Source organism: Exiguobacterium sp. s192 (genome assembly GCF_018618795.1).
Classification (GTDB): domain Bacteria; phylum Bacillota; class Bacilli; order Exiguobacteriales; family Exiguobacteriaceae; genus Exiguobacterium_A; species Exiguobacterium_A undae.
The window spans coordinates 200,978-227,416 of the sequence record NZ_JACSMS010000004.1 but is presented as its reverse complement, the minus strand read 5'-3'; the positions used below and the strand labels follow the sequence as shown (position 1 = coordinate 227,416).

The 26,439-nt window shown below is 49.8% G+C and carries 23 protein-coding genes and 1 riboswitch; of the genes, 12 read left to right on the top strand and 11 right to left on the bottom strand.

From position 1 onward, the window contains the following. The first annotated feature begins 453 nt into the window (after nt 1-453). The 6 genes from KNP87_RS09715 (at nt 454) to KNP87_RS09690 (ending at nt 6,931) form a co-directional block, all read left to right on the top strand. On the top strand, nt 454-672 hold the full coding sequence (locus tag KNP87_RS09715) for a hypothetical protein (protein ID WP_214721537.1): 219 nt from the start codon (nt 454-456) through the stop codon (nt 670-672). Nucleotides 673-700: 28 nt separating this feature from the next. Beyond that, nucleotides 701-880 carry a hypothetical protein gene (locus KNP87_RS09710; protein WP_119923403.1) on the top strand — a complete coding sequence of 60 codons (180 nt, stop codon included), beginning with the start codon at nt 701-703 and terminating at the stop codon, nt 878-880. A gap of 126 nt (nt 881-1,006) precedes the next feature. Beyond that, nucleotides 1,007-2,203, top strand: coding sequence for a DUF4317 domain-containing protein (locus KNP87_RS09705; protein WP_026827054.1), 1,197 nt, complete (start codon nt 1,007-1,009; stop codon nt 2,201-2,203). A gap of 255 nt (nt 2,204-2,458) precedes the next feature. Further along, nucleotides 2,459-3,571 (top strand): alpha/beta hydrolase, encoded by a 1,113-nt coding sequence (locus tag KNP87_RS09700; protein ID WP_214721536.1) that lies wholly within the window; start codon nt 2,459-2,461, stop codon nt 3,569-3,571. A 4-nt stretch (nt 3,572-3,575) separates the two neighbouring features. Then, a complete protein-coding gene (locus tag KNP87_RS09695; protein WP_214721535.1) occupies nt 3,576-6,350 on the top strand; it encodes a glycoside hydrolase family 3 protein in 2,775 nt (924 codons plus the stop codon). 56 nt (nt 6,351-6,406) lie between these two features. Beyond that, the gene (locus tag KNP87_RS09690; RefSeq protein WP_214721534.1) at nt 6,407-6,931 is read left to right on the top strand and encodes an SF0329 family protein; all 525 of its coding nucleotides are present in this window, start codon (nt 6,407-6,409) and stop codon (nt 6,929-6,931) included. Between the two features lie 57 nt (nt 6,932-6,988). Here KNP87_RS09690 and KNP87_RS09685 read toward each other — a convergent pair whose 3' ends face one another. Beyond that, complete coding sequence (locus KNP87_RS09685) at nt 6,989-7,984, bottom strand: tRNA dihydrouridine synthase (RefSeq protein WP_028105367.1); 996 nt, start codon at nt 7,982-7,984, stop codon at nt 6,989-6,991. Nucleotides 7,985-8,208: 224 nt separating this feature from the next. Here KNP87_RS09685 and KNP87_RS09680 point away from each other — a divergent pair, with 224 nt between their 5' ends. Genes KNP87_RS09680 through KNP87_RS09670 form a run of 3 tightly spaced genes read left to right on the top strand, consistent with a single transcriptional unit; the run spans nt 8,209 to nt 9,740 of the window. Next, nucleotides 8,209-8,694 carry an LURP-one-related/scramblase family protein gene (locus KNP87_RS09680; RefSeq protein ID WP_214721533.1) on the top strand — a complete coding sequence of 162 codons (486 nt, stop codon included), beginning with the start codon at nt 8,209-8,211 and terminating at the stop codon, nt 8,692-8,694. A gap of 17 nt (nt 8,695-8,711) precedes the next feature. Continuing rightward, entirely contained in the window at nt 8,712-9,221 is a 510-nt protein-coding gene (locus KNP87_RS09675) for an LURP-one-related/scramblase family protein (RefSeq protein ID WP_214721532.1), read from the top strand. Beyond that, nucleotides 9,222-9,740 (top strand): NUDIX hydrolase, encoded by a 519-nt coding sequence (locus KNP87_RS09670; RefSeq protein WP_214721531.1) that lies wholly within the window; start codon nt 9,222-9,224, stop codon nt 9,738-9,740. It begins immediately after the preceding gene. Nucleotides 9,741-9,783: 43 nt separating this feature from the next. Here KNP87_RS09670 and KNP87_RS09665 read toward each other — a convergent pair whose 3' ends face one another. Both KNP87_RS09665 and KNP87_RS09660 read right to left on the bottom strand, forming a co-directional pair. Continuing rightward, nucleotides 9,784-11,028, bottom strand: coding sequence for an MFS transporter (locus KNP87_RS09665; protein ID WP_026831621.1), 1,245 nt, complete (start codon nt 11,026-11,028; stop codon nt 9,784-9,786). Nucleotides 11,029-11,230: 202 nt separating this feature from the next. Beyond that, on the bottom strand, nt 11,231-11,785 hold the full coding sequence (locus KNP87_RS09660) for a histidine phosphatase family protein (RefSeq protein WP_214721530.1): 555 nt from the start codon (nt 11,783-11,785) through the stop codon (nt 11,231-11,233). A gap of 218 nt (nt 11,786-12,003) precedes the next feature. After that, a riboswitch (glycine riboswitch) is annotated at nt 12,004-12,079 on the top strand. Between the two features lie 161 nt (nt 12,080-12,240). On the opposite strand from KNP87_RS09660, the gene KNP87_RS09655 reads away from it, so the two are divergent. Continuing rightward, nucleotides 12,241-13,608: an amino acid permease gene (locus KNP87_RS09655; protein WP_028105373.1), complete on the top strand. Its 1,368-nt coding sequence runs from the start codon at nt 12,241-12,243 to the stop codon at nt 13,606-13,608. Between the two features lie 81 nt (nt 13,609-13,689). On the opposite strand, the gene KNP87_RS09650 is transcribed toward KNP87_RS09655, so the two are convergent. After that, complete coding sequence (locus KNP87_RS09650) at nt 13,690-15,216, bottom strand: cryptochrome/photolyase family protein (protein WP_119923411.1); 1,527 nt, start codon at nt 15,214-15,216, stop codon at nt 13,690-13,692. A 239-nt stretch (nt 15,217-15,455) separates the two neighbouring features. Here KNP87_RS09650 and KNP87_RS09645 point away from each other — a divergent pair, with 239 nt between their 5' ends. After that, complete coding sequence (locus tag KNP87_RS09645; RefSeq protein WP_028105375.1) at nt 15,456-16,949, top strand: malate:quinone oxidoreductase; 1,494 nt, start codon at nt 15,456-15,458, stop codon at nt 16,947-16,949. A 65-nt stretch (nt 16,950-17,014) separates the two neighbouring features. On the opposite strand, the gene KNP87_RS09640 is transcribed toward KNP87_RS09645, so the two are convergent. The 7 genes from KNP87_RS09640 to KNP87_RS09610 all read right to left on the bottom strand — a co-directional run bounded on the left by KNP87_RS09640 (nt 17,015) and on the right by KNP87_RS09610 (nt 25,278). Then, nucleotides 17,015-17,557 (bottom strand): ECF transporter S component, encoded by a 543-nt coding sequence (locus tag KNP87_RS09640; RefSeq protein WP_028105376.1) that lies wholly within the window; start codon nt 17,555-17,557, stop codon nt 17,015-17,017. Nucleotides 17,558-17,909: 352 nt separating this feature from the next. After that, complete coding sequence (gene ahpF, locus KNP87_RS09635) at nt 17,910-19,439, bottom strand: alkyl hydroperoxide reductase subunit F (protein WP_026831627.1); 1,530 nt, start codon at nt 19,437-19,439, stop codon at nt 17,910-17,912. Nucleotides 19,440-19,453: 14 nt separating this feature from the next. Further along, nucleotides 19,454-20,017, bottom strand: coding sequence for an alkyl hydroperoxide reductase subunit C (ahpC, locus tag KNP87_RS09630; protein ID WP_028105377.1), 564 nt, complete (start codon nt 20,015-20,017; stop codon nt 19,454-19,456). A gap of 220 nt (nt 20,018-20,237) precedes the next feature. Continuing rightward, nucleotides 20,238-21,638: a decarboxylating NADP(+)-dependent phosphogluconate dehydrogenase gene (gene gnd, locus KNP87_RS09625; RefSeq protein WP_214721529.1), complete on the bottom strand. Its 1,401-nt coding sequence runs from the start codon at nt 21,636-21,638 to the stop codon at nt 20,238-20,240. Nucleotides 21,639-21,656: 18 nt separating this feature from the next. Then, nucleotides 21,657-23,003 carry a GntP family permease gene (locus KNP87_RS09620; RefSeq protein WP_214721528.1) on the bottom strand — a complete coding sequence of 449 codons (1,347 nt, stop codon included), beginning with the start codon at nt 23,001-23,003 and terminating at the stop codon, nt 21,657-21,659. A 24-nt stretch (nt 23,004-23,027) separates the two neighbouring features. Further along, complete coding sequence (gntK, locus tag KNP87_RS09615; RefSeq protein WP_026831630.1) at nt 23,028-24,569, bottom strand: gluconokinase; 1,542 nt, start codon at nt 24,567-24,569, stop codon at nt 23,028-23,030. Continuing rightward, entirely contained in the window at nt 24,562-25,278 is a 717-nt protein-coding gene (locus KNP87_RS09610) for a GntR family transcriptional regulator (RefSeq protein ID WP_026831631.1), read from the bottom strand. The genes gntK and KNP87_RS09610 overlap by 8 nt, the downstream gene beginning before the upstream one ends. A 181-nt stretch (nt 25,279-25,459) precedes the next feature. Between KNP87_RS09610 and KNP87_RS09605 the strand changes: the two genes are divergently transcribed. Next, nucleotides 25,460-26,371 (top strand): ketopantoate reductase family protein, encoded by a 912-nt coding sequence (locus tag KNP87_RS09605; protein ID WP_026831632.1) that lies wholly within the window; start codon nt 25,460-25,462, stop codon nt 26,369-26,371. Nucleotides 26,372-26,439 lie beyond the last annotated feature (68 nt).

Genomic DNA, 26,439 nt, shown 5'->3' with positions numbered 1-26,439 from the left:
AAGGTGCGTCTGTTCATGAATAGTTCTCCCGTCTAAATTGAATAGGTACAGTATATCGATTTCTTTAAACACAAAAAACCCCGAATGGGGTCTTTTATCAAGTGTCCACCATTCAGGGTTCAGTTCAGAAAGCATCTAAGAGCGGCATTTTTTCCAGTGAAATGTGTATAAAAAACAAAGCAATCGAGCTTGTGAATACTACTAGAAGGATGGCCAGAAGAGAACGATTGGTAAAAATCAAGCCGAGAACCAGGAAGACTGACACGAGACCGATGAGTTGAGTCACCATGAGACACCTGCTTTCTTTTACATAATCTGTATGTATAATTTTTTCCTTAGTTGAACTTTTCTTAAACAAATTTTCAACGAACCTGTGTCATCCAAGAACGATAATGGGGAAATTTGGAACTTTACATAAGAGAAAACGTATGAATGAAGGAAGGAGCTGAGGGGATGAAAAAAGGATTACATACGTCCATTACACCAAGTTTTATTTTAGCAGGACTAATCGTCTTGATGACCATTACACTTGTTTTCGTTCAACGTCATCTCAACTCGATTCAGATTGAATCCATTGTTGAGCAGGCAGACGAACGAGGTTTTGGTTATGAATTGGTGATCCATGAACCAATCACGAACTCCTACAGTTTTAGAGCATTCGAACAGGAGTAACAAGAACAAAATCGAAAGGAGAAGTCTATTGAAAGCCATCAGTCAATTTTTACTGTTCTACGCCGTCACGGTGATGATCATTTATGTCGTGTCGATCTTTCTGCCGGTCGCGTTGAATTTCATTGTCTACTTTTCCATCGCGTTGCTGATTGTTCTTGTCGGTTATCTGATCAAACATTATTTATTCAGTTCCCGGGCGAAGAATTGAACTCTGTCAGCGAATCTGATTCAAATCTTGTATAGTAAAGGGGTACCTCTGTTCGATTTGAACAGGAGGCACTCCTTTTTTTAGGAGCCACGAGGAATTCAAATGCCAAGGAGCTGAGACCGCACCATGAACAAACAAGACATCAGTGATATCCGTCGCCATTTTAAGGTCGACTCGGAACTACTTAAAATCAACGAAATTTATAATGTATATATCCGCAAGGAAACGAGTGAAATCTTCTATGAGGAAAGCCGGCCGTTCGCCTTTCTTGAACTCGAGCAACAGGAATTGTTCCTCGCGAACTTCAAGAAAGTCCTGACCGGGAAACTCGACATCAAACTGTTTGAGGTCAAGTTCCAGCAGCCGGAAGAAGGCGCGACCGGACATACGCAACAACTGTTGTACGAAGGTCTGTACACGGAAGAGACGGAAGACTGGACGGAGCAGATGCAACAGATTGCGCTGAAGATGGTCCAGGACGTGCAGTACGAAAACGATATCGTCGTCACGTTCATTCGGGGACAGTATTACAAAACGACGAAACGGCAGGCGGACGAGACGGAAGTGGATAAGAACGATGAAGTCTATACGACACCGTTTATTCTCAGCAGTCTCAACCAGACGGAACTGCCGAAACAGTCGCTTGTCTTCGACTACGTCGATCTCGAGTTCAAGTCGAACCTGCTGATCAATCCGGTCATCAAACTGGCGTCACCAATCGGCGGCTTTTTATTCCCGTGCTTCACGGATAATGCGGCGGACGTCAACCGTGTCCTTTACACAGCAAGCAAGCCGAATAAACCGGACCTGCTGTTCATCGAAAACGTCCTGAACGGTGATCAAATCGTGACGGCGGAAGAAGACAAAGCGGTATTTGAAGAGATCGTCAAACTGGTCATCGGCGAATCGGTCGATTCAAAAACGCTCGCGGGTGTCTATGAAGAAGTTAATCATCTGCTCGTCGTTGAGGACGAAAAGGAAGACGAGCCGGAAGATATTCCGATGCTGGACGTCAAAGAAGTCGAACGGGTCTTAAAAGCGAGCGGCATCGAAGACGTCAGTACGGAACAGGTCGAACGGGCCTTCAAAACAGTCATCGATGATACGACATACGAAATGAAGGCGAGCAACATCGTCCCGAACTATGAAGCGAAATCAATTAAAATCAATACGAAAGTCGCGAATATCTCCGTCAGTGCCCAAGACTTGAAGTACATTAAGCAGGTCAATTACAACGGCAAACAATGTCTGTTGATTGAAGTCGAGGAAGACACGGTCATCGACGGATTCACGCTTGTTTCAGAAGAAAATATCTTAAGCTAATTCAAAAAAGCCACTCGTTTCACGTCATTCCGACAAGGAAAACACGTGAAAGACAAGTGGCTTTTTTTGAATCATCCAGAATGATTGATTAATCGGATAAAGATGCGTATGATTGGTTTTGTAAGCGGTCTCTTTTAAAAATAAAGGACACCCAAAATTTTTTTAACGATTTACGAAAGCGGTTTCGATACTTATTTTTACAAATGAATGATTTCTTATAAGTGCGTAAAAAATTCGGTTAAAGGAGGCAGATTCATGGGACAGGATTATCAGCAATTGGTCGATCGGTTAGCGGAAAAAACGACTGGTGAACTGCAAGATGGCGTTGAAGTCGTCATCAAACCGGTGCCAGACCGGACGGAAAGCGGCGTACTTGATCCGCGCGTTTTGGAAGTCATGATGCAGCAAGAACAAGACAGTTCGCCGGCAGGTCCGTTTTCGCTTGAAGCGGTGCGGGCTGGGATGGGTTGGGTCAATACCGATCTGACGACGACAGACATCACGACGGAAGACATCATGATTCCGAGTGCCGAGCAACCGATTTCGGCACGGATTTACCGTCCACGATCGACGGAACTGTTACCGGCGGTTGTCTATTTTCACGGCGGCGGCTTTTTCGGCGGGACACTTGATCCGGTCGAGCATCCTTGCCGGTTGCTGGCAGAACGGGCCAATGTCGTCGTCATTTCGATTGATTACCGGCTCGCACCGGAACATCCATTTCCGGCCGGTCTGAACGATTGTTTCACGGCCGTCACATGGGTCTACGAACAGGCGGAGGCACTCGGAATCAACCGCGCACAACTGGCTGTCGCCGGCGACAGTGCCGGCGGAAACTTAGCGACCGTTTGTGCCCTGCTTGACCGCGAACAACAGACAGAGATGATCCAGTACCAAGTCCTGCTCTATCCGGTCGTCAATCTTGCGGCCTTGCCGAAGGATGATTTCGAGTGGCGTCTTGACGCCTACGAAATGAACGAGAATCGGGAGTTGCTTGAAGGGATCGTCACCGCTCTTGCAGACACGGATGGCTTGTTGAACCGGTTATACCTGCAAGGAACGACGGATGTGCAGGATCCACATGTCTCGCCACTCTTCAGCGACAGCGACAAGCTGGCAGGACTGCCGGAGGCGCTGATCATCACGGCGGAATACGATTATCTTCGTCTCGAAGGTGAAGCGTACGGACGGAAACTCGCGCGGGCCGGCGTCAAAACAAAACGGATTCAGTATAACGGCATGGATCATGCCTTCATCGAAAAACTCGGACAGTATCCGCAAGCGGAAGATTGCATCACAGAAATTGCGAACGGTCTTCAGAACCGGTTTGCGGTAATGAAATCTAATACGAACACTATAGGGGGATAAGCAGATGACGACTTATACATTAGATTGGAACGCTTATACGGCACTGGCCCGGAAGACGGTCGCAGAAGGGGCAGTCCTGCTGAAAAATGACAAGCAGACGTTGCCGCTTTTAGCAGGGACGACGGTCTCAGTTTTCGGACGCAATCAGTTTAACTATTATAAAAGCGGAACGGGATCGGGTGGGATGGTCAACGTATCGCACGTGACAAGTCCACTCGAAGCCCTGCACCAACATCCGGATCTGACCGTGAACCAGGCGTTGCTCGACGTCTACGAAGCCTGGTTGCAGGATCATCCGTTTGACAAAGGCGAAGGTTGGGCGGCGGAACCCTGGTCGCAAGAGGAAATGCCGGTTACGGACGAAGTCGTCGCTCAGGCGGCAGGGCAGTCGGATGTCGCCATCGTCATGATCGGCCGGACGGCCGGTGAAGACCGTGACAATACGGCAGATCCGGGCAGTTACCTGCTGACGGACGTCGAATTGACCTTAATCGAAAAAGTTTCGCAGGCGTTTCCGAAGACGGTTGTCTTGTTAAACGTCGGCAATGTCATCGACATGCAGTGGGCGCTTGATTTTGATCCGAGTGCGATTTTGTATGCATGGCAAGGCGGGATGGAGGGCGGCAATGCCTTGGTTGATCTCTTGACGGGAACAGTCACACCATCCGGGAAACTGCCGGATACGATTGCCCGTTCACTCGACGCGTATCCGTCGACGCCGTACTTCGGTCACGAAGACCGGGCGATCTACAAGGAAGACATTTACGTCGGGTACCGTTACTTCGAGACGTTTGCGAAGGATGACGTCCTGTATCCGTTCGGGTTTGGTTTATCCTATACGACGTTTGATGTCGTAACAGAAACGGTCGACATGACGGAGCAACAGGTCACATTGACAGTCACCGTCACGAATACAGGGACACGCAGCGGGAAAGAAGTCGTCCAGGTGTATCTCGAGAAACCACAGGGACAACTCGGCAATCCGGCACGCGGACTCGTGACGTTCGCTAAGACACAACTGATTGAGGCGGGTCAAAAGGAAACGCTGACCTTAACGGTTCCACTGGCGGAATATACGAGCTACGATGATGCCGGTGTGACGGGGCATAAATCGTCTTACGTCATTGAAGCAGGAGCGTATCATCTGTACGTCGGCACGGACGTCCGGACAGCGACGCACGTGGCGACACAAACGATTGACACGTTACGTGTCACCGAGAAGTTAAGCGAAAACATGGCTCCGGTCACGGCGTTTGACCGCCTGAAGCCGCACAAAACGGAAACGGGTTATGACGTCACGTACGAAGCGACACCGCTGCGGACAATTGATCCGGAAGTCCGCCGCTTAGCCGAACGACCGGCAGCACGCACATATTCGGAGGATCAGGGACTGACTCTGAAGGACGTTTACGAAGAGAAGACATCACTCGACGTGTTCCTTGATCAGTTGTCGGATGAAGATCTGGCAGCAATTGTCCGCGGCGAGGGGATGAACTCACCGCGCGTCACACCGGGAACGGCGGCAGCATTCGGCGGTGTCACCGACCGGCTGACAGCGTTCGGGATTCCGGCAGCTTGCTGTGCCGACGGTCCATCGGGCATCCGGATGGATATCGGAACGAAAGCCTTCTCACTGCCGAACGGAACGCTCGTCGCCTCGACGTTCAACGTCGATTTAGTTGCGGATTTGTTTGAAATGACAGGGCTTGAACTTCGGAAAAACGGCATCGACACGTTGCTCGGACCGGGCATGAACATCCATCGTCATCCGCTCAACGGTCGGAACTTCGAGTACTTCTCGGAAGATCCGCATTTGACGGGGATGATGGCCGTCGCCCAGCTCGACGGGATGCACCGGGTCGGCGTGACGGGAACACTCAAACACTTAAGTGCCAACAATCAGGAATTCCATCGCCATGATCTCGATTCGATCGTCTCGGAACGGGCCTTGCGGGAGATTTATCTGAAAGGATTTGAGCATGCCGTCAAACAGGGACAGGCATATGCGATCATGACGACATACGGTGCTGTCAATGGTCTGTGGACCGCCGGCTTGTATGATCAGAATACCCGGATTCTCCGCGACGAGTGGGGCTTTGACGGTGTCGTCATGACCGACTGGTGGGCGAAGATCAATACCGAAGGAACGGAAGCCAACCGGCAACAGACAGCGACGATGGTCCGTTCCCAAAATGACCTGTACATGGTCGTCGGAGAACCGGGGGCGAATCCGTTTGAGGATGATACGCTGTCGTCGCTTGCAGACGGCACATTGACACGGGCGGAGTTGTTGCGGAGTGCGGCGAACATCTGTCAGTTCATCCTGCGGTCACCGGTCATGGAGCGGACGCTTGGTCAGGAAGCGACAGTCGACGTCATCGGATTACCGGAAGAGGCAGATGATCTGAACGAACAGGCCGTGACGCATCAGCAACTTCAAAGCGGTGTTCCGATTGTGTTTGATGAACTCGACACGTCGACCGGAAGCAGTCATGTCTTTGCCGTGACGGCGGAAGAAACGGGGATGTACCACGTCACGTTTGAAGCCCGGTCGTATGCTGGTGAACTGGCACAGATGCCCGTGACATTGTTTGCGAACAACATGCCGGTCGCAACGTTTACGTTTAACGGGACGAACGGCGAATGGGTGACGCAGACAAAAGACGTCTTCGTCTTTAATCCACACAACTATTTCAAGCTGTACTTTGCGCTCGGCGGGCTTGAACTCAAAAACATCACCTTTACGTTAACGGAATCGTTCCATATGAAAAACGGGTAAACGAAACGTCAGGCAGTTTTGCTGCCTGACGTTTGATGTGTTTAAAGGAGGAACCGATGCAATTCTCAAAAATTAAAAAGCAGATATTATCGTTCGTCGCGTCGTCACTTCGACCGCGTCTAGATCTTTATGCCACAGTTGACCGGCATTTTCATGACGGTGAAAGCCGAATCTGGATGACGCTGGATGGCGAACCCTTTTTTAAGGCGGAAGATTTACGTTTTACGCAGGAAGCAGACCGTCGCTATGCGTTGGCGAAGGCTCGATTGCCCCAAAAGCCGGAGCGCATCACGTTGGAGATTTTTCAATCGGATTGGTATAAAACATCTCGTGAATTATATAGGCAGATTGAACATGAGTTGGAGCAAGAAGGATGGCATGCCAATTACAACGTGCAACAGGATTTGCTGCTGTATCCGACGCTCTCGATTGAAGAAGCGTTAACGTATCCGCATGCCTTTATCCGCGGCTTTGCGTTGCTCGATCGACGGGTCGGGAAACGCCGCTTGGAGCGTGTCACATGCGACACACCGTTTGAATTGACCTGTTTAAAGATTCGATTGGAAGCGGAAGCGAACTAACTCCAAAAAAAGAGCAAGGCGCGATGCCTTGCTCTTTCGCATGTTCAATTCAAATCCTTAAATCGAAAACGAATTGACGGCGTGAATGCCTTCCTGTTCGACGAACTCGTCAAGGAGCGCCCGAACATCATCCGTTGAATTCGTGTCCATCAAACGGGCACGCAATTCGCTGGCACCGCGGAAACCACGGACATAAATCTTGAAGAACCGGCGGAGCGGCTTGAAGAGGCGGGGTTCGAATTCCGCTGAATATTGATCGTGCAGGTCGAGCTGCAGACGCAACAGACCCAACAATTCTTCGCTCGAATGCTCTTTCTTTTCGACTTCAAAGGCAAACGGGTTATGGAAAATGCCGCGGCCGATCATGACGCCGTCGACACCGTACTGCTCGACGAGTTCAAGCCCGTGTTGCCGGTCGTTGATATCTCCGTTGATCGTCAAGAGGGTTTGCGGTGCCACTTCATCCCGAAGTTTCTTGATTTCCGGAATCAGTTCGAAGTGAGCCGGAACCGCACTCATTTCTTTACGCGTCCGCAGGTGAATCGAGAGGTTGGCGATATCCTGTTCGAGAATATGGCGTAACCAGTCGTGCCACTCCTCGACTTTCGAATAGCCGAGACGTGTCTTGACGCTGACTGGCAAACCGCCGGCTTTTGCTGCCTGAATCAGTTCAGCGGCGACATCGGGACGGTTGATCAGTCCTGATCCTTTTCCGTTGACGGCGACGTTTTGCACCGGGCAGCCCATGTTGATATCGATGCCTTTAAAGCCCATTTCCGCCATCCCGATACTCATCTCACGGAAATATTCCGGCTTGTCGCCCCAGATGTGCGCGACCATCGGCTGTTCATCTTCAGTGAACTCGAGTCGTCCGCGGACACTCTGTTTCCCTTTCGGATGACAGTAACTTTCCGTATTCGTAAATTCAGTAAAGAAGACATCCGGTCGCGCTGCTTTCGCAACGACGTGACGGAAGACGACATCGGTGACATCTTCCATTGGTGCAAGTACAAAAAATGGTCGTGGCAGGTCCTGCCAAAAGTTGTTTTTCATCGTATATAAAACCCTTTCCTTAAGGTAATTCGTTTTGCTCAATTAAAATTTCATCAACTATATACTTTAAGCGTATTGAACAAAAAGTGCAAGGAGACAAGCTTTGCAGGCGGGAATATTGAAGCCGTTTGTCGAAACCAGATAAAGGAAGTCAGGGATGAATCTTTTAGTCCGTTCATATCGTAATAGGTGTAACACAGTCGCCAGGAAAGGATGAGATCTCCATGCATACACTGTACATGAAACAAAAAGCACTCAGTTTACGAGGTCGTTTTTCGATTAAGAATGAACAGGAGCAGGATCGGTATCTCGTCGAAGGCAGCTTCATGAAAATTCCGAAGTCGTTTTCGATTACGACGAAGGACGGAGAAGAAATTGCGACGATCACGAAAAAAACATTCAGTTTAAGACCGAAGTTTTTTGTTGAGGTCGAGGGACAAACGATGACGATCGAAAAGGAATTTTCATTGTTCAAAGCCCGTTATACGATTGACGCAGCCGGAATCGAGATTGACGGAAACTGGTGGGACATGGATTTCCAAGTCAAGCAGCAAGGCAATGTCATCGGACAGGTTGAGAAAAAGTGGTTGTCGTTTGGCGACAGCTACGAAATTCAGGTGATTGATGCCGCGATGGAGACGATTCTGATTGCACTCGTCGTTGCGATTGATTGTGTGAAGGCAGACGATGCGGCAAACGCATCGTCTTAACAGAACAGGAGAGAAGCATGAAATCACTTTTGATGAACCAGACGATGGATTTGAACCGACGTTTTACGATCCAAGACGAAGACGGACACGTCACGCATGAAGTGACCGGACAGTTGTTGCAAATGCAGAAAAACTGGCAACTCGTACAGGAAGAAGCCGAGATCGGCCGCGTGACGAAACAGACGTTCAGCATGTTGCCGCATATCCTGGTGGAAGTGGACGGGCGTGTTGTTGCGACCATTCAAAAAACCGGATTCTTGATGTTTGCGGATTACCGGATCGACAGCCGGGATCTGCAAATCGACATCAACTGGGCGACGATGACGTTCAGTGTCACGTATCAAGGAAACAAAATCGGGCAAGGCAAAAGACGGTGGGTCCGTTTCGGAAAACAGTACGAACTGACACTGCTCGATGAAGCGTCGGAGACACTGTTTTTAAGTGTCGTGCTCGGACTCGATCGGGCGAAAGCAGACAAAACTGTTGCAACGCTCTTTTCGGATAATTGGGCAGGAGGGAAGAAGTAAATGGAACGATGGGATATCTATACGGCAGACCGCGAGAAAACAGGACGGACCTGGCCGCGTGGAACAGAATTAAAAGACGGCGATTACCATCTTACTGTCCACATCTGCTTGTTCAACAAACAAGGACAGATGTTGATTCAGCACCGCCAACCTTTTAAATCGGGTTGGTCGAATATGTGGGATCTCAGCGTCGGCGGCAGTGCGACAGCAGGCGATACGAGTCAAACAGCGGCGGAACGTGAATTGTTTGAGGAACTCGGATTGTCCCTGTCGTTCGCCGGACGGCGTCCACAGTTGACGGTTCCGTTTGAGGTCGGGTTTGACGACTATTACTTAATCGAAACAGACGTTGATTTGACGACACTGACGTTACAGGAAGAAGAAGTCCAAGCCGTCAAGTGGGCGACGGAAGACGACATCATTGCGGGCATACGGGAAGGAACGTTCATTTCGTACCATGAACCGTTGATCCGGTTGCTGTTCATCTTACGGCATCAATATGGTGCCCATCAAAAATAAAACAACCCCCAGGTCGCGAGCGACTTGGGGGTTGTTTTTGGGATCAGGCTGTTTTTTTCGAAGCCGGCACCGTTTGTTTTGGTTTGGTCTCCGGTAAAAAGAAACTGAACAGGAGGTACGTCGAACAGCAAAGGAAAAAGACGACCATCGAAGCCGTGTATCCCATTTGTCCGAGCGTATAGCTCCAAAGAATCGTAAAGATTGTCTGTGTGGCGTACGCAATTGCCCAAAAAAGACCAAATAAGACGGTAATCTTTTGCGGGGTCATGCCTTTCATCTCGTGGGCGAGATTCATGAAAATTGGATACTGAATGTACATCGCAAATCCGGAAACGAAGGCAAAGACATATGAAACGAGTGGCGAGATATTGCCGAACGCGACCGTGATGATAAAACTGCCGATCATGATCAGTCCGCTGGTCAGAAGAATCGGTTTTCGTGGTGTTCCGCGGCTACCGATTTTCAAACCAACAAAGGTCCCGATAATCCCGGCACCGGACACGAGCAGATTGACGAGCGAACCGTTTAATTCGGTATAGGTGTCAAATACCGGTTTGAGTCCGACGAGTGACAGGATATAAAGTGTCAAGAAGCCGCCGAACGCCAACGCATATTTCCATAAGAAGCTGTCTTTGATCGCATCTTTGTAACCGTAAGCGGTGACGACTTCGTTTTGATCACTTGCCGTATTCAAGTCGAATTCTTCACTGAAGATCAACCAGGCGAGGAACAGGACGGCTGTCAAAGCAGCAAAAATCGTCAATGTCAGTTGCCAGTTGTTCGTGAATTGTGTCGCGAAAAATGTGAACAGCAAGGAAACGACAAACGCTCCGACATTGTAAGACACCGTATTGAGTGCATTGATCCGCAGTTTTTCCGTTGGATCACTGATGTAGCGGGTGACGACCGGATTCATGTAGACGATGACCATCGAGCCACCAAGCCCCATGATCATCCGGGCTGCGGTATACGCCCAGTAGTTTGGCAGATAGATGGCGACGATCGACATCATCAGGAACAACAGGGCAAGCATCGGTGCTTTTTTAGGTCCAAGTTTCATCAGGATGAGTGCGGCCAAAATGTTCGCGAAGACACGTGCCGTTGTGATCGAATAGTTGACGAGTTGCGAAATCAACGGATCGACGGTCCGGTCACCGAAAAAATGGGCTGTGATCTGTGGTGTCAAGGAAGACCCGGCGACCCAGTTCATGGCGAACGTCGCATATGCGAACCAGAGAACGGCCATCATCAAGTACCCTTTACGTGCGTGATTAGATTGTGTAGACATAAGATACCCCTTCTTTTCCTAAGCCGAATCTCCCGGTAGACAGGGATTCGAACTACTTCACTTTGTTATCAATTCGTTAAATGTAGCGGAGTTCGAAGGGGAAGTAAAATAGATAATTCTTATGTTTTCCATAAGTTAAAAGAATAGATCAAAAGTAATCGTATGCGTTTGTCGAATACTTGAAAAAATGTCTGTCACCTGTTTACGTTTTGGTTTGATGAAGCGGCATCCGTTCACAGGTCATCCCGTCGGCAGTCTGAACGAGACGGTACACATCAGGGTTCTGCAATTGCTGCCAGTCATCAAAGCCAAAAGTCGAATCGATGGTGTGCAACAACAAAGCCATCGCATTTCCGTGTGTGACAAGCACCGTATGACGGGCCGGATGCAACGATGCTTCTTTCAGGACAGACGTCATCCGCTCCATCACTTCACGACTCGATTCACCGCCGGGAAAGCGGAGATTGAAATCGACGAATGTTTCTTGTAAAGCGGAACGCCACTCGCTTAATGGCGAGGTGCTGAGGATTCGTTCTTGGAGCTGATCCTCGATTTCAACCGGACAATCCTGGAGAGCGGCGACAGGTAAAATCGTTTCCTGTGCCCGGCGGAACGGACTGGATAAAATCCGGTCGACCGGGATGGTTTTGAAAAAACCGGCGAGTGCGTCTGCTTGTTTGTAACCTTGTTTCGTCAACGGAGCATCGGGTGCTTGTCCCGTTGCTTCACAATGGCGAATGACATAATATGTCTTCACGATCAGTTCCTCCTCCTGCGGTAGTCTTTGTAGGAGACTTCTGGAAACGGCACGTAAAGTCCTGTTTCACGTTATGAAAGAAGAAATGAAAAAATGAAATAAAACGGTTGACAAACGATCATAAGATTACTAGTATTAAAAACAATTCAGGTGATTATGTCACCTCAGCAACCGAATAAAAAAAGAAAGCTATGATTGTCATGGGTCACACTATGGCAGGAGCAGCTTCTGGAGAGACCGTGTATACGGCGCCGAAGGGTTCACAATCTCAGGCAAAAGGACAGAAGAGTACTGAATTTTTATTTTTTGTGTTGGCTTTGCCAAGCAAAGGATGATTATTTGCTATTCTGATGATTTTTTTGAGATTGGACACCCGTCCAGTCTCTTTTTTTGTTGGACTGACAGAACAGTCTGACCGGGGGAAACAGAGAGATCATCAAAGGAGGAGTTCAGGTTTGGAACAGCAAGGATTAAAACGGGATTTATCGAATCGTCACGTCCAATTGATTGCGATTGGTGGAACGATCGGAACAGGGTTGTTTTTAGGATCGGGGAAAGCGATTCAGCTGGCCGGTCCATCGATTGTGTTTGCCTACCTGCTTGTCGGGATTGCGATTTTCTTCGTCATGCGGGCACTGGGCGAATTGTTATTGTCAAAAGCCGGTTACCAGTCACTGACGGATATCGCGGAAGATTATCTCGGACCACGCGCGGCTTTCGTGACCGGTTGGACATATTGGTTCTGTTGGATCATGACGGCGATGGCCGATATCATTGCCGTTGGTGTCTACGTCAAATATTGGTTTGATATCCCGCAGTGGATTCCGGCCGTCATCGCTCTGTTGATTTTACTCGGCTTTAACCTCCTGACGGTCAAACTGTTCGGAGAACTCGAGTTTTGGTTCGCCTTGATCAAAGTCATCACGATTTTAGCGTTAATCGGGGTTGGGATCGTCTTGCTGGTCATCGGCTTCAAAACAGATGCCGGACCGGTCACAGTCAAGAATCTGTGGCAGCACGGCGGGATGTTCCCGAACGGCATCACCGGATTCCTGTTGTCGTTCCAAATGGTCGTCTTCGCGTATGTCGGGGTTGAACTCGTGGGTGTCTCGGCAGCAGAAACAGCTGATCCGAAAAAGAATATTCCGTCAGCAATCAATAAAATTCCGCTACGGATTCTATTCTTCTACGTCGGTGCCTTACTGGTCCTTCTGATGATCAATCCATGGACAGGACTGAATGCAACGGAAAGTCCGTTCGTCAAAACGTTTAGTCTGATCGGGATTCCGCTTGCTGCCGGAATCATCAACTTCGTTGTCCTGACGTCGGCCGCTTCCGCTTGTAACAGCGGAATGTTCTCGACGAGCCGGATTTTGTACAATCTCGGGAATCAAAAGCAAGCACCGAAATCTTTTTCGAAGCTGAATAAGAACCACGTGCCGGCAAATGCCTTGTTCATCTCGACATTGGTCGTCTCGGGTGGTGCCTTGTTAAGCAAATTGATTCCGGGACAGGCGTTCAGTATCGTCACGACGATCAGTGCGATCTGTTTCATCTGGGTCTGGGGTGTCATTCTCGTCTGTCACTTGAAATACAAGAAGACACAGCCGGAATTGCATGCCGCCTCAACGTTCAAAGCGCCGTGGACACCGTTCGTCAACTACCTCGTACTCGGTCTGTTCACACTGATCCTGGTCGTCATGCTCGTCGCGGACGAAACACGTCCTGCCTTGCTCCTGACACCGGTCTGGTTCATCGGATTGTTTGTCTTGTACCAGTTACGGACGAAAAAACATCAAAAAGCAGAACGACACAGTGCGTGATGCATCAAGGAAAAAAACAAAGACCCGATTCCCTGCCGAACAAGACAGGGAGCCGGGTCTTTCTTGATGTTGATGAAAAGCTCAGCGATGAAATTGTCCGTCCGCCAACTGTTTTTTCAACGCCGTCGCTTTTTTACGGATTGCCTGCTGATCCGCTTGGTCCCGCTTCGCCCACTGCCGGTACATCATCGACATCCGTTGGTTGCCGGAGAAACGTTCCTCGTGCCGGGCGATGAAGTCCCAATACAAGGCATTGAATGGACAGGCATTGTCCCCAAGGGCATCTTTCTGATTAAAGGGACAGTTCCCGCAGTAGTCGCTCATCTTGTGGATGTAGTTCGCCGATGCGATGTACGGTTTCGTCGACAGAAGACCACCGTCGGCATGCAAAGCCATCCCGAGTACATTCGGCAGGACGACCCAATCATAGGCATCGATATACATTTCATTAAACCAGTCCGCTGTTTGTTGCGGCGAAATCTCAAACAAGTTGGCAAAGTTTCCGAGCACCATCAGCCGCTGGATATGATGATTGTGCGCCGTTTCGATGACGGGACGGAGCGACTCGGCGACACAGGTCATCGTCGTCTGACCGTCCCAGAAGAAGTCCGGCAAGTCACGGTCGTGTTTGAGGACATTGACCTGTTCATAACCGGGCATCTCACTCAGGTAGACGGCCCGCATGTACTCACGCCACCCGAGGATTTGGCGGATGAATCCTTCGACGGCATTGAGCGGCGCCTCCTGCTCTTCGAGCGCTGCGGCAGCGGCCTTGATGACTTCGTCCGGTGACAGTAAGCCAATGTTGATCGACGAGGAGAGCAGGGAGTGCGATAACGTATCCTCTCCCGTCAGCATGGCATCCTGATAGGTTCCGAATGTCTCAAGCCGTTCCTCGATGAAACGGGCGAGCGCCCGCTGTGCTTCCGCTCGGGTGACCGGCCAGTGGAACGCATCGAGCTGACCCGGATGATCGGCAAACGTCGTCTCGACTTTGTGGATGACGTCACGCGTGATCTGATCCGGGCGGAACCGGATCGGTGCTTTAAAATCAACGCCGTCCTTCGCCGGTTTTCGATTGTCGGCGTCAAACGACCATTTTCCGCCGAGTGGTTTGTTTCCGTTCATCAAAAGGCGGCGGTCCTTACGAAGTTGCCGGTAAAAGCGGTCCATCTTCCACGGTTTGTCCCCGAGCAGGGCGACGGCTTCGTCCTGCGTCAATAAAAAGAGCGGAACATCGGAACAGACATCGACGGTGATCGTTTTCGGAAGGTTGTTTTGAAACCGTTCCATGACGCGGCGCATCGGGTGATCGGTGATCGCCGTATACAGCAGGTGCGTCGGTTTATAGTGTTGCTGGTGCTGCTTCCAAGCGTCGTCAAACGAGTCCGCTTCCCGGTAATCGACCGTAAATCCTTTGTCCCGGAGTTCGTCTGCGAAGTGACGCATCGCTGAAAAAATCAGCACCAGTTTTTGTTTGTGGTACGTTTTCCAGGTCGAGCGTGACGTTGCTTCGACCATCAAGATGACATCGTGTTTCGGATCCGCTTCCTGCAGAAGCGGTAACGTGTGGTTCAGCTGATTGCCGAAAATCCAGCGTGTCGCCATGAATCGTTCCCCCTTTTTCTTCTATTAAGAGTATATAGCCGCTTTCCCTGAAAGTATGTCTCGGGATGTGCGCGTTCGGTTCAGGGGAAATGGATTTATTTTTAGTCGGAAACACCGGATATTTTAATTTATGAACGACCTGTGATAGGGTTATACTGGAAAGGTAAGTTGTCGTCATACAAGCGGTTTTCAACTGGTATGACAGGTCCATAATATCAAACGGGGATAGGAAGGATATCATGAGCAGTATGCCTAAACAAACAGATGTTATTTTAATTGGTGCCGGAGTCATGAGCGCAACGTTAGGGGTCTTATTAAAAGAGCTTGCGCCGGACATGAAGATTAAAGTGTTCGAGAAATTGGCAAGTGCGGGGGAAGAAAGTTCAAACGAATGGAACAATGCAGGGACGGGTCACGCTGCACTCTGCGAACTGAATTACACGACGGAAAATGCAGACGGAACGATCGACATCAGCAAGGCGGTCAAGGTTAACGAACAGTTCCAACTGTCGCGCCAATTCTGGTCGCACCTCGTCAAAGAACAAGTATTGCCGAACCCGAAAGAATTCATCATGCCGATTCCACATATGAGTATGGTCGAAGGGGCGGAAAACGTCACATTTTTGAAAAAACGATTGGAAGCGCTCTCAGCTAATCCGCTGTTCAAAGGAATGGAATTTTCGGAAGATCCGGAACAACTCAAACAATGGATTCCATTGATCATGGAAGGTCGGACATCACCGGAGCCGATTGCAGCCACGAAAATCGATTCGGGGACAGACGTCAATTTCGGTGCATTGACACGGATTCTGTTTGATCACTTAAAACAACTCGATGTCGAGATCAATTATGGTCATGGTGTTGAAGATTTGAAACGGGTCGACGGTGGCTGGGAAATCAAAGTCAAAAATGACCAAGACAACCGGATCGAACACCATACGGCGAAGTTCATCTTCATCGGCGGTGGCGGCGGCAGTCTGCCGTTGCTTCAAAAAACAGGCATTCCGGAATCGAAACAGATTGGCGGTTTCCCGGTCAGCGGCTTATTCCTCGTCTGTAAAAATCCAGAAATCGCGGAACGTCACCATGCGAAAGTCTACGGGAAAGCCAAAGTCGGTGCGCCACCGATGTCTGTACCGCATTTAGACACACGTTACATCGACGGTCAAAAATCACTCTTGTTCGGACCGTTCGCCGGTTTCTCACCGAAGTTCCTCAAAACCGGATCAAATCTCGATTTGATCACATCCGTCAAACCAAACAATGTGTTGACGATGCTGGCGGCAGGAGCAAAAGAGATGGGACTGACAAAGTACTTGATCGAGCAGGTCTTACTGTCGACGGAGCAACGGATGAATGAACTGCGTGAATTCATTCCGAACGCGAAGACGGAAGACTGGGATGTCGTCGTCGCCGGACAACGGGTTCAGGTCATCAAAGATACACCACAAGGCAAGGGGACTCTCCAATTCGGAACGGAAGTCGTCAGTGCGGCAGACGGTTCGGTCGCAGCGTTGCTTGGCGCGTCACCGGGTGCCTCAACAGCGGTGCCGGTCATGCTGGAAGTTCTCGGGAAATGTTTCCCGGATCAAATGCCGGAGTGGGAAGCGAAAATCAAAGAAATGATTCCGTCGTACGGGACGTCACTCGTCGCGAATCCGGAGCTCTTTGATCAAATTCATGCCGAAACCACGAAAACGCTCGAGTTGACGGAAGCCCAACCGATTCGTTAACAGTATTCATCCGACACACAAAAAAGCCCCGTCCTCTTGAAGAGGACGGGGTTGCTTGTGTAAAATCATCCGCGTTGACGGAAGAAACGTGTTTTCTTCAAGGCAATCCCGACTGGAATCGCAACAAGAATGCCGACAACGTTTTGCGTGATGTTTCCCGGGATTGATAATGCCGGAGCTACCCAATTGCTGTATAGAATACCTTCACAAATGTAATATACACCGAGCATGACAGGAACAGATGCAATCATTGCGAGCGCGTTGATGCTGACTTTTGTTCCCTTACGACCATACGTCCAGGCAATCCAACCGACGATGAACCCTTGTAATCCCCGTCCAACAAAAGAGAACGGCGCCCAAAGTGTCCAACCTGAAACGATATCGAATAAACCCATTCCGACAGCACCGGCAATCATTGCCGTCCGTGGTCCGAATAAAATCGCGATCAGGAATAACATGGCTGTTCCCATATGGACCAGTCCACCGTTCGCTGCGATTGGTAATTTGATATTGATGAAAAGTGTAGCGACAAAAACAAGTGCAATCGACATCGAAGTGATGACGAGTTGCCGGGTACGAGTGCTTGAATACGGTGCTGCTTTTTGCATGTGCCTGACCTTCTTTATGATAGATTTTGAATACTCTCAATCTATCAGATAACTGGTCTAGCTAAAAGTGTCAATTTCGAACAATTTATAGAGGTCAGTTTGAATCTAAATCTTTCATAATGAAAGCGTTGGCCTAAAAGATGATTTTCCGTGACTTCTACGGGGAAAAGCGCGTTTACGCGCTGTCAGAGGCAGGTGAGACCCGGCTTTAAGACCTGCTGGTCGCAAAAGCCGCGGCTTGCGCCTCGCCCGAGAAAAGCACGGGACAAATCCTCTTTAGTTGACGGAGATTCTGTTTATGTTAGATTTTGCAATCAAAAAAACGCCTTGCCGAAGCAAAGCGTTTCGATAATCAGTTCCGAATCATGTAATCGAAGGCACCGAGTGCAGCGGTAGCACCTGATCCCATCGAGATGATGATCTGCTTGTAAGCACTGTCCGTACAGTCACCGGCTGCGAAGACACCCGGGATGTTCGTTGCGCCATGACGATCGACAAGGATTTCGCCGAACTTGTTGCGTTCGATCGTTTCGCCGAGCCAGTCTGTGTTTGGTACAAGACCGATTTGGACGAAAACTCCTTCGAGCTCGACATGATGCTCAGCACCTGTTTCGCGTTCGACATACGTGATGCCGTTCACTTTATCCGTACCTGTGATTTCCTTCGTCTGGGCGTTGGCAACGACCGTGACGTTCGGAAGACTGGCCAGACGGTCTTGTAAGACCGCGTCTGCTTTCAGTTCCGGTGCAAATTCAAGCACCGTCACGTGTTTGACGAGACCGGCAAGATCGATGGCCGCTTCGACACCGGAATTCCCGCCGCCGATGACAGCGACACGTTTTCCTTCGAAGAGTGGACCGTCACAGTGGGGACAGTAAGCGACCCCTTTGTTCTTGAACTCGAGTTCGCCCGGCACACCGATGTTGCGCCAGCGTGCACCTGTTGAAAGGATCAAACTCTTCGTTTTCAAGACCGCACCGTTCTCAAGCTCCAGCTCAACGAGGTCTTTTTTCTCAAGACGCGTTGCCCGTTGAAGGTTCATGACATCGATGCCGTACTCTTTGACGTGTTCTTCAAGACTCGCCACGAGTTTCGGACCTTCCGTATACTTCATGCTGATGAAGTTCTCGATGCTCATCGTATCCATGACTTGACCGCCAAACCGTTCAGCGACGATTCCGGTCCGGATGCCTTTACGTGCGGCATAAATCGCAGCACTGGCACCGGCAGGACCTCCACCGACGACAAGAACGTCGTACGGGTCTTTATCGGCAAAGTCTGATGCGTCGACGCCTGTACCGAGTTTCGCAAGAATTTCTTCGAGCGACATCCGACCGTTTCCGAACGCTTCGCCGTTGACGAAGACCGTTGGGACAGCCATGATTTCTTTCGCTTCAACTTCTTCTTTGAACGCACCGCCGTCAATCATCGTGTGGCTGATGTTTGGGTTCAGGACACTCATGACGTTTAAGGCTTGGACGACATCCGGACAGTTGTGGCAACTGAGACTGATGTAAGACTCAAAATGATACGTTTCTTTGATCCCTTTGATCTGATCGATCAGTGAAGCATCGACTTTTGGTGCACGACCGCTGACTTGGAGTAACGCCAAGACGAGGGACGTGAACTCGTGACCGAGTGGAATCCCGGCAAACGTGATCCCGCTCTCTTCACCGACACGATTGACGCTGAAGCTTGGTGTCCTGGCCAGTGACGCCTGTTCGATGCTGATTCGTGGTGACATGCTCGCGATTTCTTCGACGAGCTCGCTCATCTCAAGAGAAACGGAGTCTGTCCCGGCGCTGACCGCGAGGACAAGATCTCCTTCCAATAACTCCAAGTATTGAGCGAGTTGTGCTTTAATATCTGCTGCTAAAGCCATCTCAAATCCGCTCCTTAAATTTTTCCGACGAGGTCGAGGCTCGGTGTGAGTGTTGCAGAACCTTCTTCCCATTTCGCTGGGCAAACTTCGCCTGGGTTGTTGCGTACGTATTGTGCTGCTTTGATTTTGTTAACGAGTGTGCTTGCATCGCGACCGATTCCGCCTGCGTTGATCTCAACCGTTTGGATGACACCGTCTGGATCGATGATGAACGTTCCGCGGTCTGCAAGTCCGTCTTGTTCGTTCAAGACTTCGAAGTTGCGTGAGATGACGTGTGACGGGTCACCAATCATGACGTACTCGATTTTACCGATTGTTTCTGAAGTTTCGTGCCAAGCTTTATGTGTAAAGTGCGTATCTGTTGAAACCGAGTAAACTTCAACGTCAAGCGCTTTGAGTGCTGCGTATTGGTTTTGAAGATCTTCGAGCTCAGTCGGGCAAACGAATGTAAAGTCTGCTGGGTAGAAACAAACGACACTCCATTTTCCACGAAGATTAGCATCTGTAAGGTCGACGAACTCTCCGTTATGGAATGCTGATGCACTGAATGGTTTTACTTCACTTCCGATTAAAGACATGATAAAAATCCTCCTGTTGGGTTCTATTTAAGAATCTGTTCTAGTACTAAGAAAAAACTGTATCTATCACACTAGAATAATTCTAATCTAATACTAATTTCATATAACCGCTTTGTTTTGTCAAGAGATAACCTGTAATTTCCTATCGTGATAAACAAAGTGTGAACAAAAAAAGAACTCCCATTTCCTTAAATGAAACAGGAAACAGGAGCTGTATAAGTTATTGCCACTCCGTGTGGAACGTGCCTTCACGATCGGTCCGGGCATACGTATGTGCCCCGAAGTAATCGCGTTGTGCTTGCAGGATATTGGCATTGGAGTCAGCCGTCCGGTAGCTGTCGTAATACGTCAGCGAAGTGCTGAGACATGGAGCAGCGAGTCCTGACAGAGAACCTTCTGCGACGATTTGGCGCAGTGACGTTTGATAGTCCTGAACCTTCTCGGCGAAGTACGGTGCGAGCATCAAGTTCGCAAGCGATTCGTCCTTCGCGAAAGCCTCACTGATGACGTTCAGGAACTCGGCCCGGATGATGCAGCCGCCGCGGAAAATCAACGCGATTTCTTCGAGGCGTAAGTTCCAGTCATACAATTCGGAAGACGTCCGGTACTGGGTGAAACCTTGCGCGTACGCCGCAATTTTTCCCATATAGAGGGCTTGGCGGATCCGCTCGATCCAGACGTCTTTGTCGAGTGCCTCGCGAGCTTCCGGTCCAGTGAGGACGGTAGCTGCTGCGACACGTTCTTCTTTGACAGCCGAGAGATAACGGGCAAAGAGCGCTTCCGTAATGATCGAAGAAGCAATTCCGTTATCAATCGATTGCATGCTCGTCCATTTGCCGGTGCCTTTTTGACCGGCTTGGTCCAAGATGACATCGATCAATGGAAGACCGGTTTCGTCATCTTTTTTCCGAAGAATATCGGCTGTGATTTCAATCAGGTAACTTTTCAGTTCGCCTTCATTCCAAGACGAGAAGACATCAGCGATTTCTTCGACATCGAGTCCAAGACGGAACCGGAGGAAACTGTAAGCTTCCGCAATCAATTGCATGTCGGCATATTCGATGCCGTTGTGGACCATTTTGACAAAATGACCGGCTCCTTTTGGTCCGATGTAGACGCAACACGGCTCACCGTTCACTTTGGCGGCAATCTTCGTCAAAATTGGGGCAACCTGTGCGTAGGCTTCTTTTGTTCCGCCCGGCATGATGGCAGGACCGGTCCGGGCCCCGACTTCACCGCCGGAGACACCGACGCCGATGTATTCGATACCGTGTTGCTGCAGTTGATCAAAACGGCGTTCTGTATCGAGGAAGTGGGAATTCCCACCGTCCATGATGATGTCGCCCGTCTCGAGATGCGGGACGAGTGATTCGATGACTGAATCGATCGCACTGCCTGCCGTGACCATCACGAAAATCTTCCGTGGACGTTCAAGGGATTGGACAAAATCCGCAACGTCATAATAGGGATGGATCGATAATCCCTCGTTATGGGCCATCAGCTCATCCGTTAAATCACGTGTGTAGTTGTAAACAGCGACGTTTTCTTGATGGCTCGCCATGTTCAGGGCAATGTTGCGCCCCATGACGCCAAGCCCGATGACTCCGATTGAATGTAGCATATAGACCGACTCCTTTTTTTAGACGACGAGACTGAGCAAGAGAATGAAGCCAAGTCCAAAGACGGAAATAAGCGTCTCAAGCACCGTCCACGTCGCAAATGTTTCTGTCATGGTTAATCCAAAGTATTCTTTAAACATCCAGAATCCGGCATCGTTGACGTGCGAAGCGATTAGACTGCCGGCTCCAGTCGCCAAGACGACGAGCGCCAGATTGACGTCCGATTGACCGAGTAACGGAATGACGAGACCGGCTGTCGTCAGCGAAGCGACGGTTGCCGAACCAAGCGAAATCCGTAAGATGGCAGCGATGATCCAGGCGAGTAAAATCGGTGATAAGGTTGTTCCTTCAAAGGTTTTAGCAACGAAATCACCGACACCCCCATCGATCAAGACTTGTTTGAAGGCACCACCGCCACCGATGATCAACAGCATCATCCCGATTTGGGTGATAGCGGTCGTACAAGAATCCATGACCGTTTTGATCGGAATCTGACGGGCCAGTCCCATCGTGTAGACGGCGACAAGCAAGGAAATCAGCATCGCCGTCGAGGCGTTTCCGATGAACTGGATGGCGGCTAAAGCCGGATTGTTGTCCCAGCCGAGTGTCTTCTGTAATAACGTTAATGCAGTTGCGATCGACATCAAGAGAACCGGTAACATCGCCGTGAATACACTGATGCCGAATCCCGGTGTATCTTTTAAATCAAATTCCTTTTGTTCACCGAGTGACGCGATGTTGCCGGTTTTCTTAAAGGATTCCGGCACAATCCGCTTGGCGAACTTCGTAAAAATCGGACCGGCGATGATGACCGTCGGCACGGCAACGATGAAGCCATATAAGAGCACTTGTCCGAGGTCCGCGCCGTACTCACCGGCGATGACCGTTGGACCCGGGTGAGGCGGCAGGAAACCGTGTGTGACCGATAACGCAGCGACCATCGGAATTCCGAGATAAAGAATCGAAACGCGTAACTGACGTGAGATCGCAAAGACGATTGGAATTAACAGTACCAATCCGACCTCAAAGAAGAGGGCGATCCCGATGATGAATGAGGCAACGACGACCGCCCATTGGATGTTCTTTTCCCCAAATTTCGCGACAAGCGTCATCGCGATCCGTTGCGCACCACCAGCATCCGCAATCAGTTTTCCGAGCATCGCACCGAGTCCGAAGATCAAGGCGAGGTGACCAAGCGTTCCACCGATTCCGGCTTCAATCGTCGTGACGATTTGATCAAGCGGCATCCCGAGCAGGAGCGCGACGACAAACGAGACAATGATCAGGGAGATAAACGTGTTTAACTTCAACCCCATGATTAAGACGAGTAACAAAACAATCCCGATGGCAACAATGACTAATGGCATGTGACTTCCCCCAAAAACGTTAAATTAAATTTCTTTTTGAATCAAACCCCGTTGATACGTAGCGATGCGCCGGTAATCGGTTTCCAGAACACGCGCCAAGCTGATGAAGATCGGCAACAACTGCCGGTATTCGTGCATCGCCTCTTCGTTTGGCACGTGACGGTGCGTATCCCCGATCATGTCTGCGGCCACCTCAAATGAATCGACTTCCCCCGTCGCATACAATCCGAGAATACAGGCTCCAAGACATGAACTTTCAAAACTTTCCGGAATGACGACTTCTGATTCGAAGATATCCGCCATCATTTGACGCCACACTTCAGAACGGGCGAACCCCCCGGTTGCCTGAATCCGTGTGACCGGACCATCCATACACTCGATGAGCGCAAGGAAAACGGTGTACAAGTTGTAGATGACACCTTCCAGCGCTGCCCGAATCATGTGTTCTTTTTTATGCGATAACGTCAAGCCGAAGAACGAGCCGCTGACATCCGGATTCCAAAGCGGTGCCCGTTCGCCCGACAGATACGGATGAAACAGTAATCCGTCCGAACCCGGGCGGACCCGCTCGGCGATTTTCGTCAAGACAGCATACGGATCAATTCCGAGCCGTTTCGCCGTTTCGACTTCCGACGATGCGAGCTCATCCCGGATCCAGCGTAAGACCATCCCTCCATTATTGACCGGACCACCGATGACCCAATGGTTTTCGGTTAAGGCATAACAGAAGATCCGGCCTTTTTCGTCAGTTTGCGGCCGGTCGATGATCGTCCGGATGGCACCACTCGTTCCGATCGTAATCGCGATTTCTCCTTTACGGATCGCATTGACACCGAGGTTCGACAGCACGCCGTCACTGGCTCCGATCAGAAATGGTGTGGATGGATCCAGTCCAATTTGTTTGGCGTATTCCGGTGCGAGATTCGTAAACGAAGTCGTCGTTGAAACCGGGCGCGACAGTTTCGATGCGTCGATGCCGGCGACGTGCAGGGCTTCTGCATCCCAGTCGAGTTCATGAATGTTGAACAAGCCGGTTGCTGACGCCAGTGAATGATCGATGGCATATTCACCGAACAGACGTTGGAAAACAAATTCCTTGATGCCGATGTATTTTTTTGTTTGGGCAGCAATGTCGGGATGTTCTTCGACAAGCCAACAAATCTTGCTGAGCGGCGACATCGGATGAACCGGTGTTCCCGTCCGGTGGTAAATTGAATAGCCGTATTGTTCCTTGATCCGATTCGACCAGACTTCACTCCTGCTGTCCGCCCATGTGATGCAGGCAGTCAGCGGCTGATCGTGTTCGTCCATCGCAATCAAGCTGTGCATCGCGCTGCTGAAGGCAACGAACTTCGGCTGCTCCGTTGGATGTTGTTTCGTCATCAACCGGATGCTTTCGAGGACGGCATGAAAAATCTCTTCCGGATCCTGTTCCGCCGTTGAACGGTTTGGTGTATGAAGCGGATAACCGATGTTCGTTTGTCCGACGACTTCCCCTGTCGTCGTGAAGAGCACCGCTTTTGTACTGGTCGTGCCGATATCAATCCCTAACATGTATTCAGTCATGTGGCTCGACTCCCTTCGTCATCAGTTGTTGTGACTTCCATAAATCTTCGACTTCCTGCACATCATCAAAGTTCTGATGCAGCGAGGCAATCATTCGTTTGCGGTCACCGGTTTCGATGGCTTCGATGTAGAGGGCGTGGTTCGCAAGGATCCGGTCGAAGTCCTCGATGTCCTCGTCGATGCGTTGGCGCATCGACAATAAGATGAAACTTTCCATGACAGGTTTTAGATTTTGCCACATCATACTGACGTAACCATGGTCAATCGATCGGATGATCGTTTCGTGGAATAAGACGTCTTGATAGGAAAATTCGTCCGCATCCTTGTATTTAATGGCGATTTTCATCATCTCGAGCACCTTGCTCAGTTCACGGACCAGCTCTTGCCGCTCCATCCGTACGAGACGTTCAAAGACGAACGTCTCGATTAACAGCCGGACATCGTAGATTTCTTGGATGTCGCGCTTCGACAGTCCGACGACGACAGCCCCCATCCGCTCCAACCGGATGATCCGTTCTGATGCCAGGACTTTCAAGGCATCACGAACCGGAGAACGGCTGACGGAAAAATCAGCGGCCAACTTATTTTCAGACAAGACTGTCCCGCTTTCGATTTTGCCGGAAATGATCCGCATCCGCAGTTCATAGGCAACACGATCACCGGCAGATGCTTTTGATAACCACTTAATCGGGTATAAAAGATCAGACATAAAATCACCTACTTTGTTTGATAAGTATACTTGTATACAAGTAGTATAAACGACGGAAACTAAAATGCAAGCGCTTTAATTAAATTGTCATCTTTGTCCAATTCGGTCTGATCGGTATGATAGGCTAAACAAAGAACAGGTACTAATGGAAGAAAAAAATCAGATATATGGAGGTATGAAAATGAAAATTTTAGTTGTCGGAGCAGGGGCGGTCGGCGGTTATTTTGGAGGACGTTTGGCGGAAAAAGGGGAGGATGTCACGTTTTTAGTCCGTCCACGCCGCATGCAGGAATTGGAACAATCCGGACTCCGGATCAGCAGTCCGCACGGTGATGTTAAGCTGTCGCCACGTTTAATCGAAGCCGGAACAGATGAGACGTTTGATCTGATTCTGCTTTCGACGAAAGCCTACCATCTGGATCAGGTCGTACAGGATATCGAACCGTTTGTCGCGGAACATACATACATTTTGCCGTTGTTAAATGGAATGGCACATCTGGAGCGGTTAACTGAAACATTTGGTGAACACCGTGTGCTCGGCGGACTATGCTTCATCGAATCGACACTGAATGAACAGGGACGGATTCTTCAAACCAGTCCTTCTCACCATCTGTTGTTTGGTCCATTGACGGGGGAACGGACGCAACGCCTGGAAGAACTGGAACGGCATCTGACCGGAACAAAAGCGCCGATCAAGTATTCGGAAACGATCATCCGTGACATGTGGAACAAGTATTTGTTCATCACGACGTTTTCAGGGGTAACGTCGCTTTTCCGTTCGGCGATTGGTCCGATTCGGGAGCAGGCACAGGGGATGGAGCTGATCCGGCAATTGACGGCTGAAGCCAAACAGGCGATGGAGCAACAGGGAGCTGTGTTCAGTGACGAAATCGAACAGGTTCAAGAACAACAGATCCGTCAGATGAGCGAGACGATGAAATCGTCACTTCAGCGCGATATGGAAAAAGGCAACGATGTCGAATCCACGCATCTTTTTCAGACACTGCTCTCTACGGAAGAGACAGCACAACCGCTCTTGCGGATGATTCATACGAATCTCGAAATCTATCGGAATCAATTAAAACAGGTTTAAGTGTTTGTTATATCGGGAAATCTAATGTGGATGTACAGATTAGAATCAAACGCAGTCAAGAATATGTT

Excerpts from the sequence above, each read along its gene's own strand:
- KNP87_RS09690 (WP_214721534.1), top strand. The coding sequence starts at position 6,407 with ATGCAATTCTCAAAAATTAAAAAGCAGATATTATCGTTCGTCGCGTCG.
- KNP87_RS09620 (WP_214721528.1), bottom strand. The coding sequence starts at position 23,003 with ATGCCATTAGTCATTGTTGCCATCGGGATTGTTTTGTTACTCGTCTTA.
- KNP87_RS09645 (WP_028105375.1), top strand. The coding sequence starts at position 15,456 with ATGAGCAGTATGCCTAAACAAACAGATGTTATTTTAATTGGTGCCGGA.
- KNP87_RS09640 (WP_028105376.1), bottom strand. The coding sequence starts at position 17,557 with ATGCAAAAAGCAGCACCGTATTCAAGCACTCGTACCCGGCAACTCGTC.
- KNP87_RS09695 (WP_214721535.1), top strand. The coding sequence starts at position 3,576 with ATGACGACTTATACATTAGATTGGAACGCTTATACGGCACTGGCCCGG.
- KNP87_RS09680 (WP_214721533.1), top strand. The coding sequence starts at position 8,209 with ATGCATACACTGTACATGAAACAAAAAGCACTCAGTTTACGAGGTCGT.
- KNP87_RS09610 (WP_026831631.1), bottom strand. The coding sequence starts at position 25,278 with ATGTCTGATCTTTTATACCCGATTAAGTGGTTATCAAAAGCATCTGCC.
- ahpC (WP_028105377.1), bottom strand. The coding sequence starts at position 20,017 with ATGTCTTTAATCGGAAGTGAAGTAAAACCATTCAGTGCATCAGCATTC.
- KNP87_RS09675 (WP_214721532.1), top strand. The coding sequence starts at position 8,712 with ATGAAATCACTTTTGATGAACCAGACGATGGATTTGAACCGACGTTTT.
- KNP87_RS09715 (WP_214721537.1), top strand. The coding sequence starts at position 454 with ATGAAAAAAGGATTACATACGTCCATTACACCAAGTTTTATTTTAGCA.
- KNP87_RS09685 (WP_028105367.1), bottom strand. The coding sequence starts at position 7,984 with ATGAAAAACAACTTTTGGCAGGACCTGCCACGACCATTTTTTGTACTT.
- gnd (WP_214721529.1), bottom strand. The coding sequence starts at position 21,638 with ATGCTACATTCAATCGGAGTCATCGGGCTTGGCGTCATGGGGCGCAAC.
- ahpF (WP_026831627.1), bottom strand. The coding sequence starts at position 19,439 with ATGGCTTTAGCAGCAGATATTAAAGCACAACTCGCTCAATACTTGGAG.
- gntK (WP_026831630.1), bottom strand. The coding sequence starts at position 24,569 with ATGACTGAATACATGTTAGGGATTGATATCGGCACGACCAGTACAAAA.
- KNP87_RS09670 (WP_214721531.1), top strand. The coding sequence starts at position 9,222 with ATGGAACGATGGGATATCTATACGGCAGACCGCGAGAAAACAGGACGG.
- KNP87_RS09650 (WP_119923411.1), bottom strand. The coding sequence starts at position 15,216 with ATGGCGACACGCTGGATTTTCGGCAATCAGCTGAACCACACGTTACCG.
- KNP87_RS09605 (WP_026831632.1), top strand. The coding sequence starts at position 25,460 with ATGAAAATTTTAGTTGTCGGAGCAGGGGCGGTCGGCGGTTATTTTGGA.
- KNP87_RS09665 (WP_026831621.1), bottom strand. The coding sequence starts at position 11,028 with ATGTCTACACAATCTAATCACGCACGTAAAGGGTACTTGATGATGGCC.
- KNP87_RS09705 (WP_026827054.1), top strand. The coding sequence starts at position 1,007 with ATGAACAAACAAGACATCAGTGATATCCGTCGCCATTTTAAGGTCGAC.
- KNP87_RS09700 (WP_214721536.1), top strand. The coding sequence starts at position 2,459 with ATGGGACAGGATTATCAGCAATTGGTCGATCGGTTAGCGGAAAAAACG.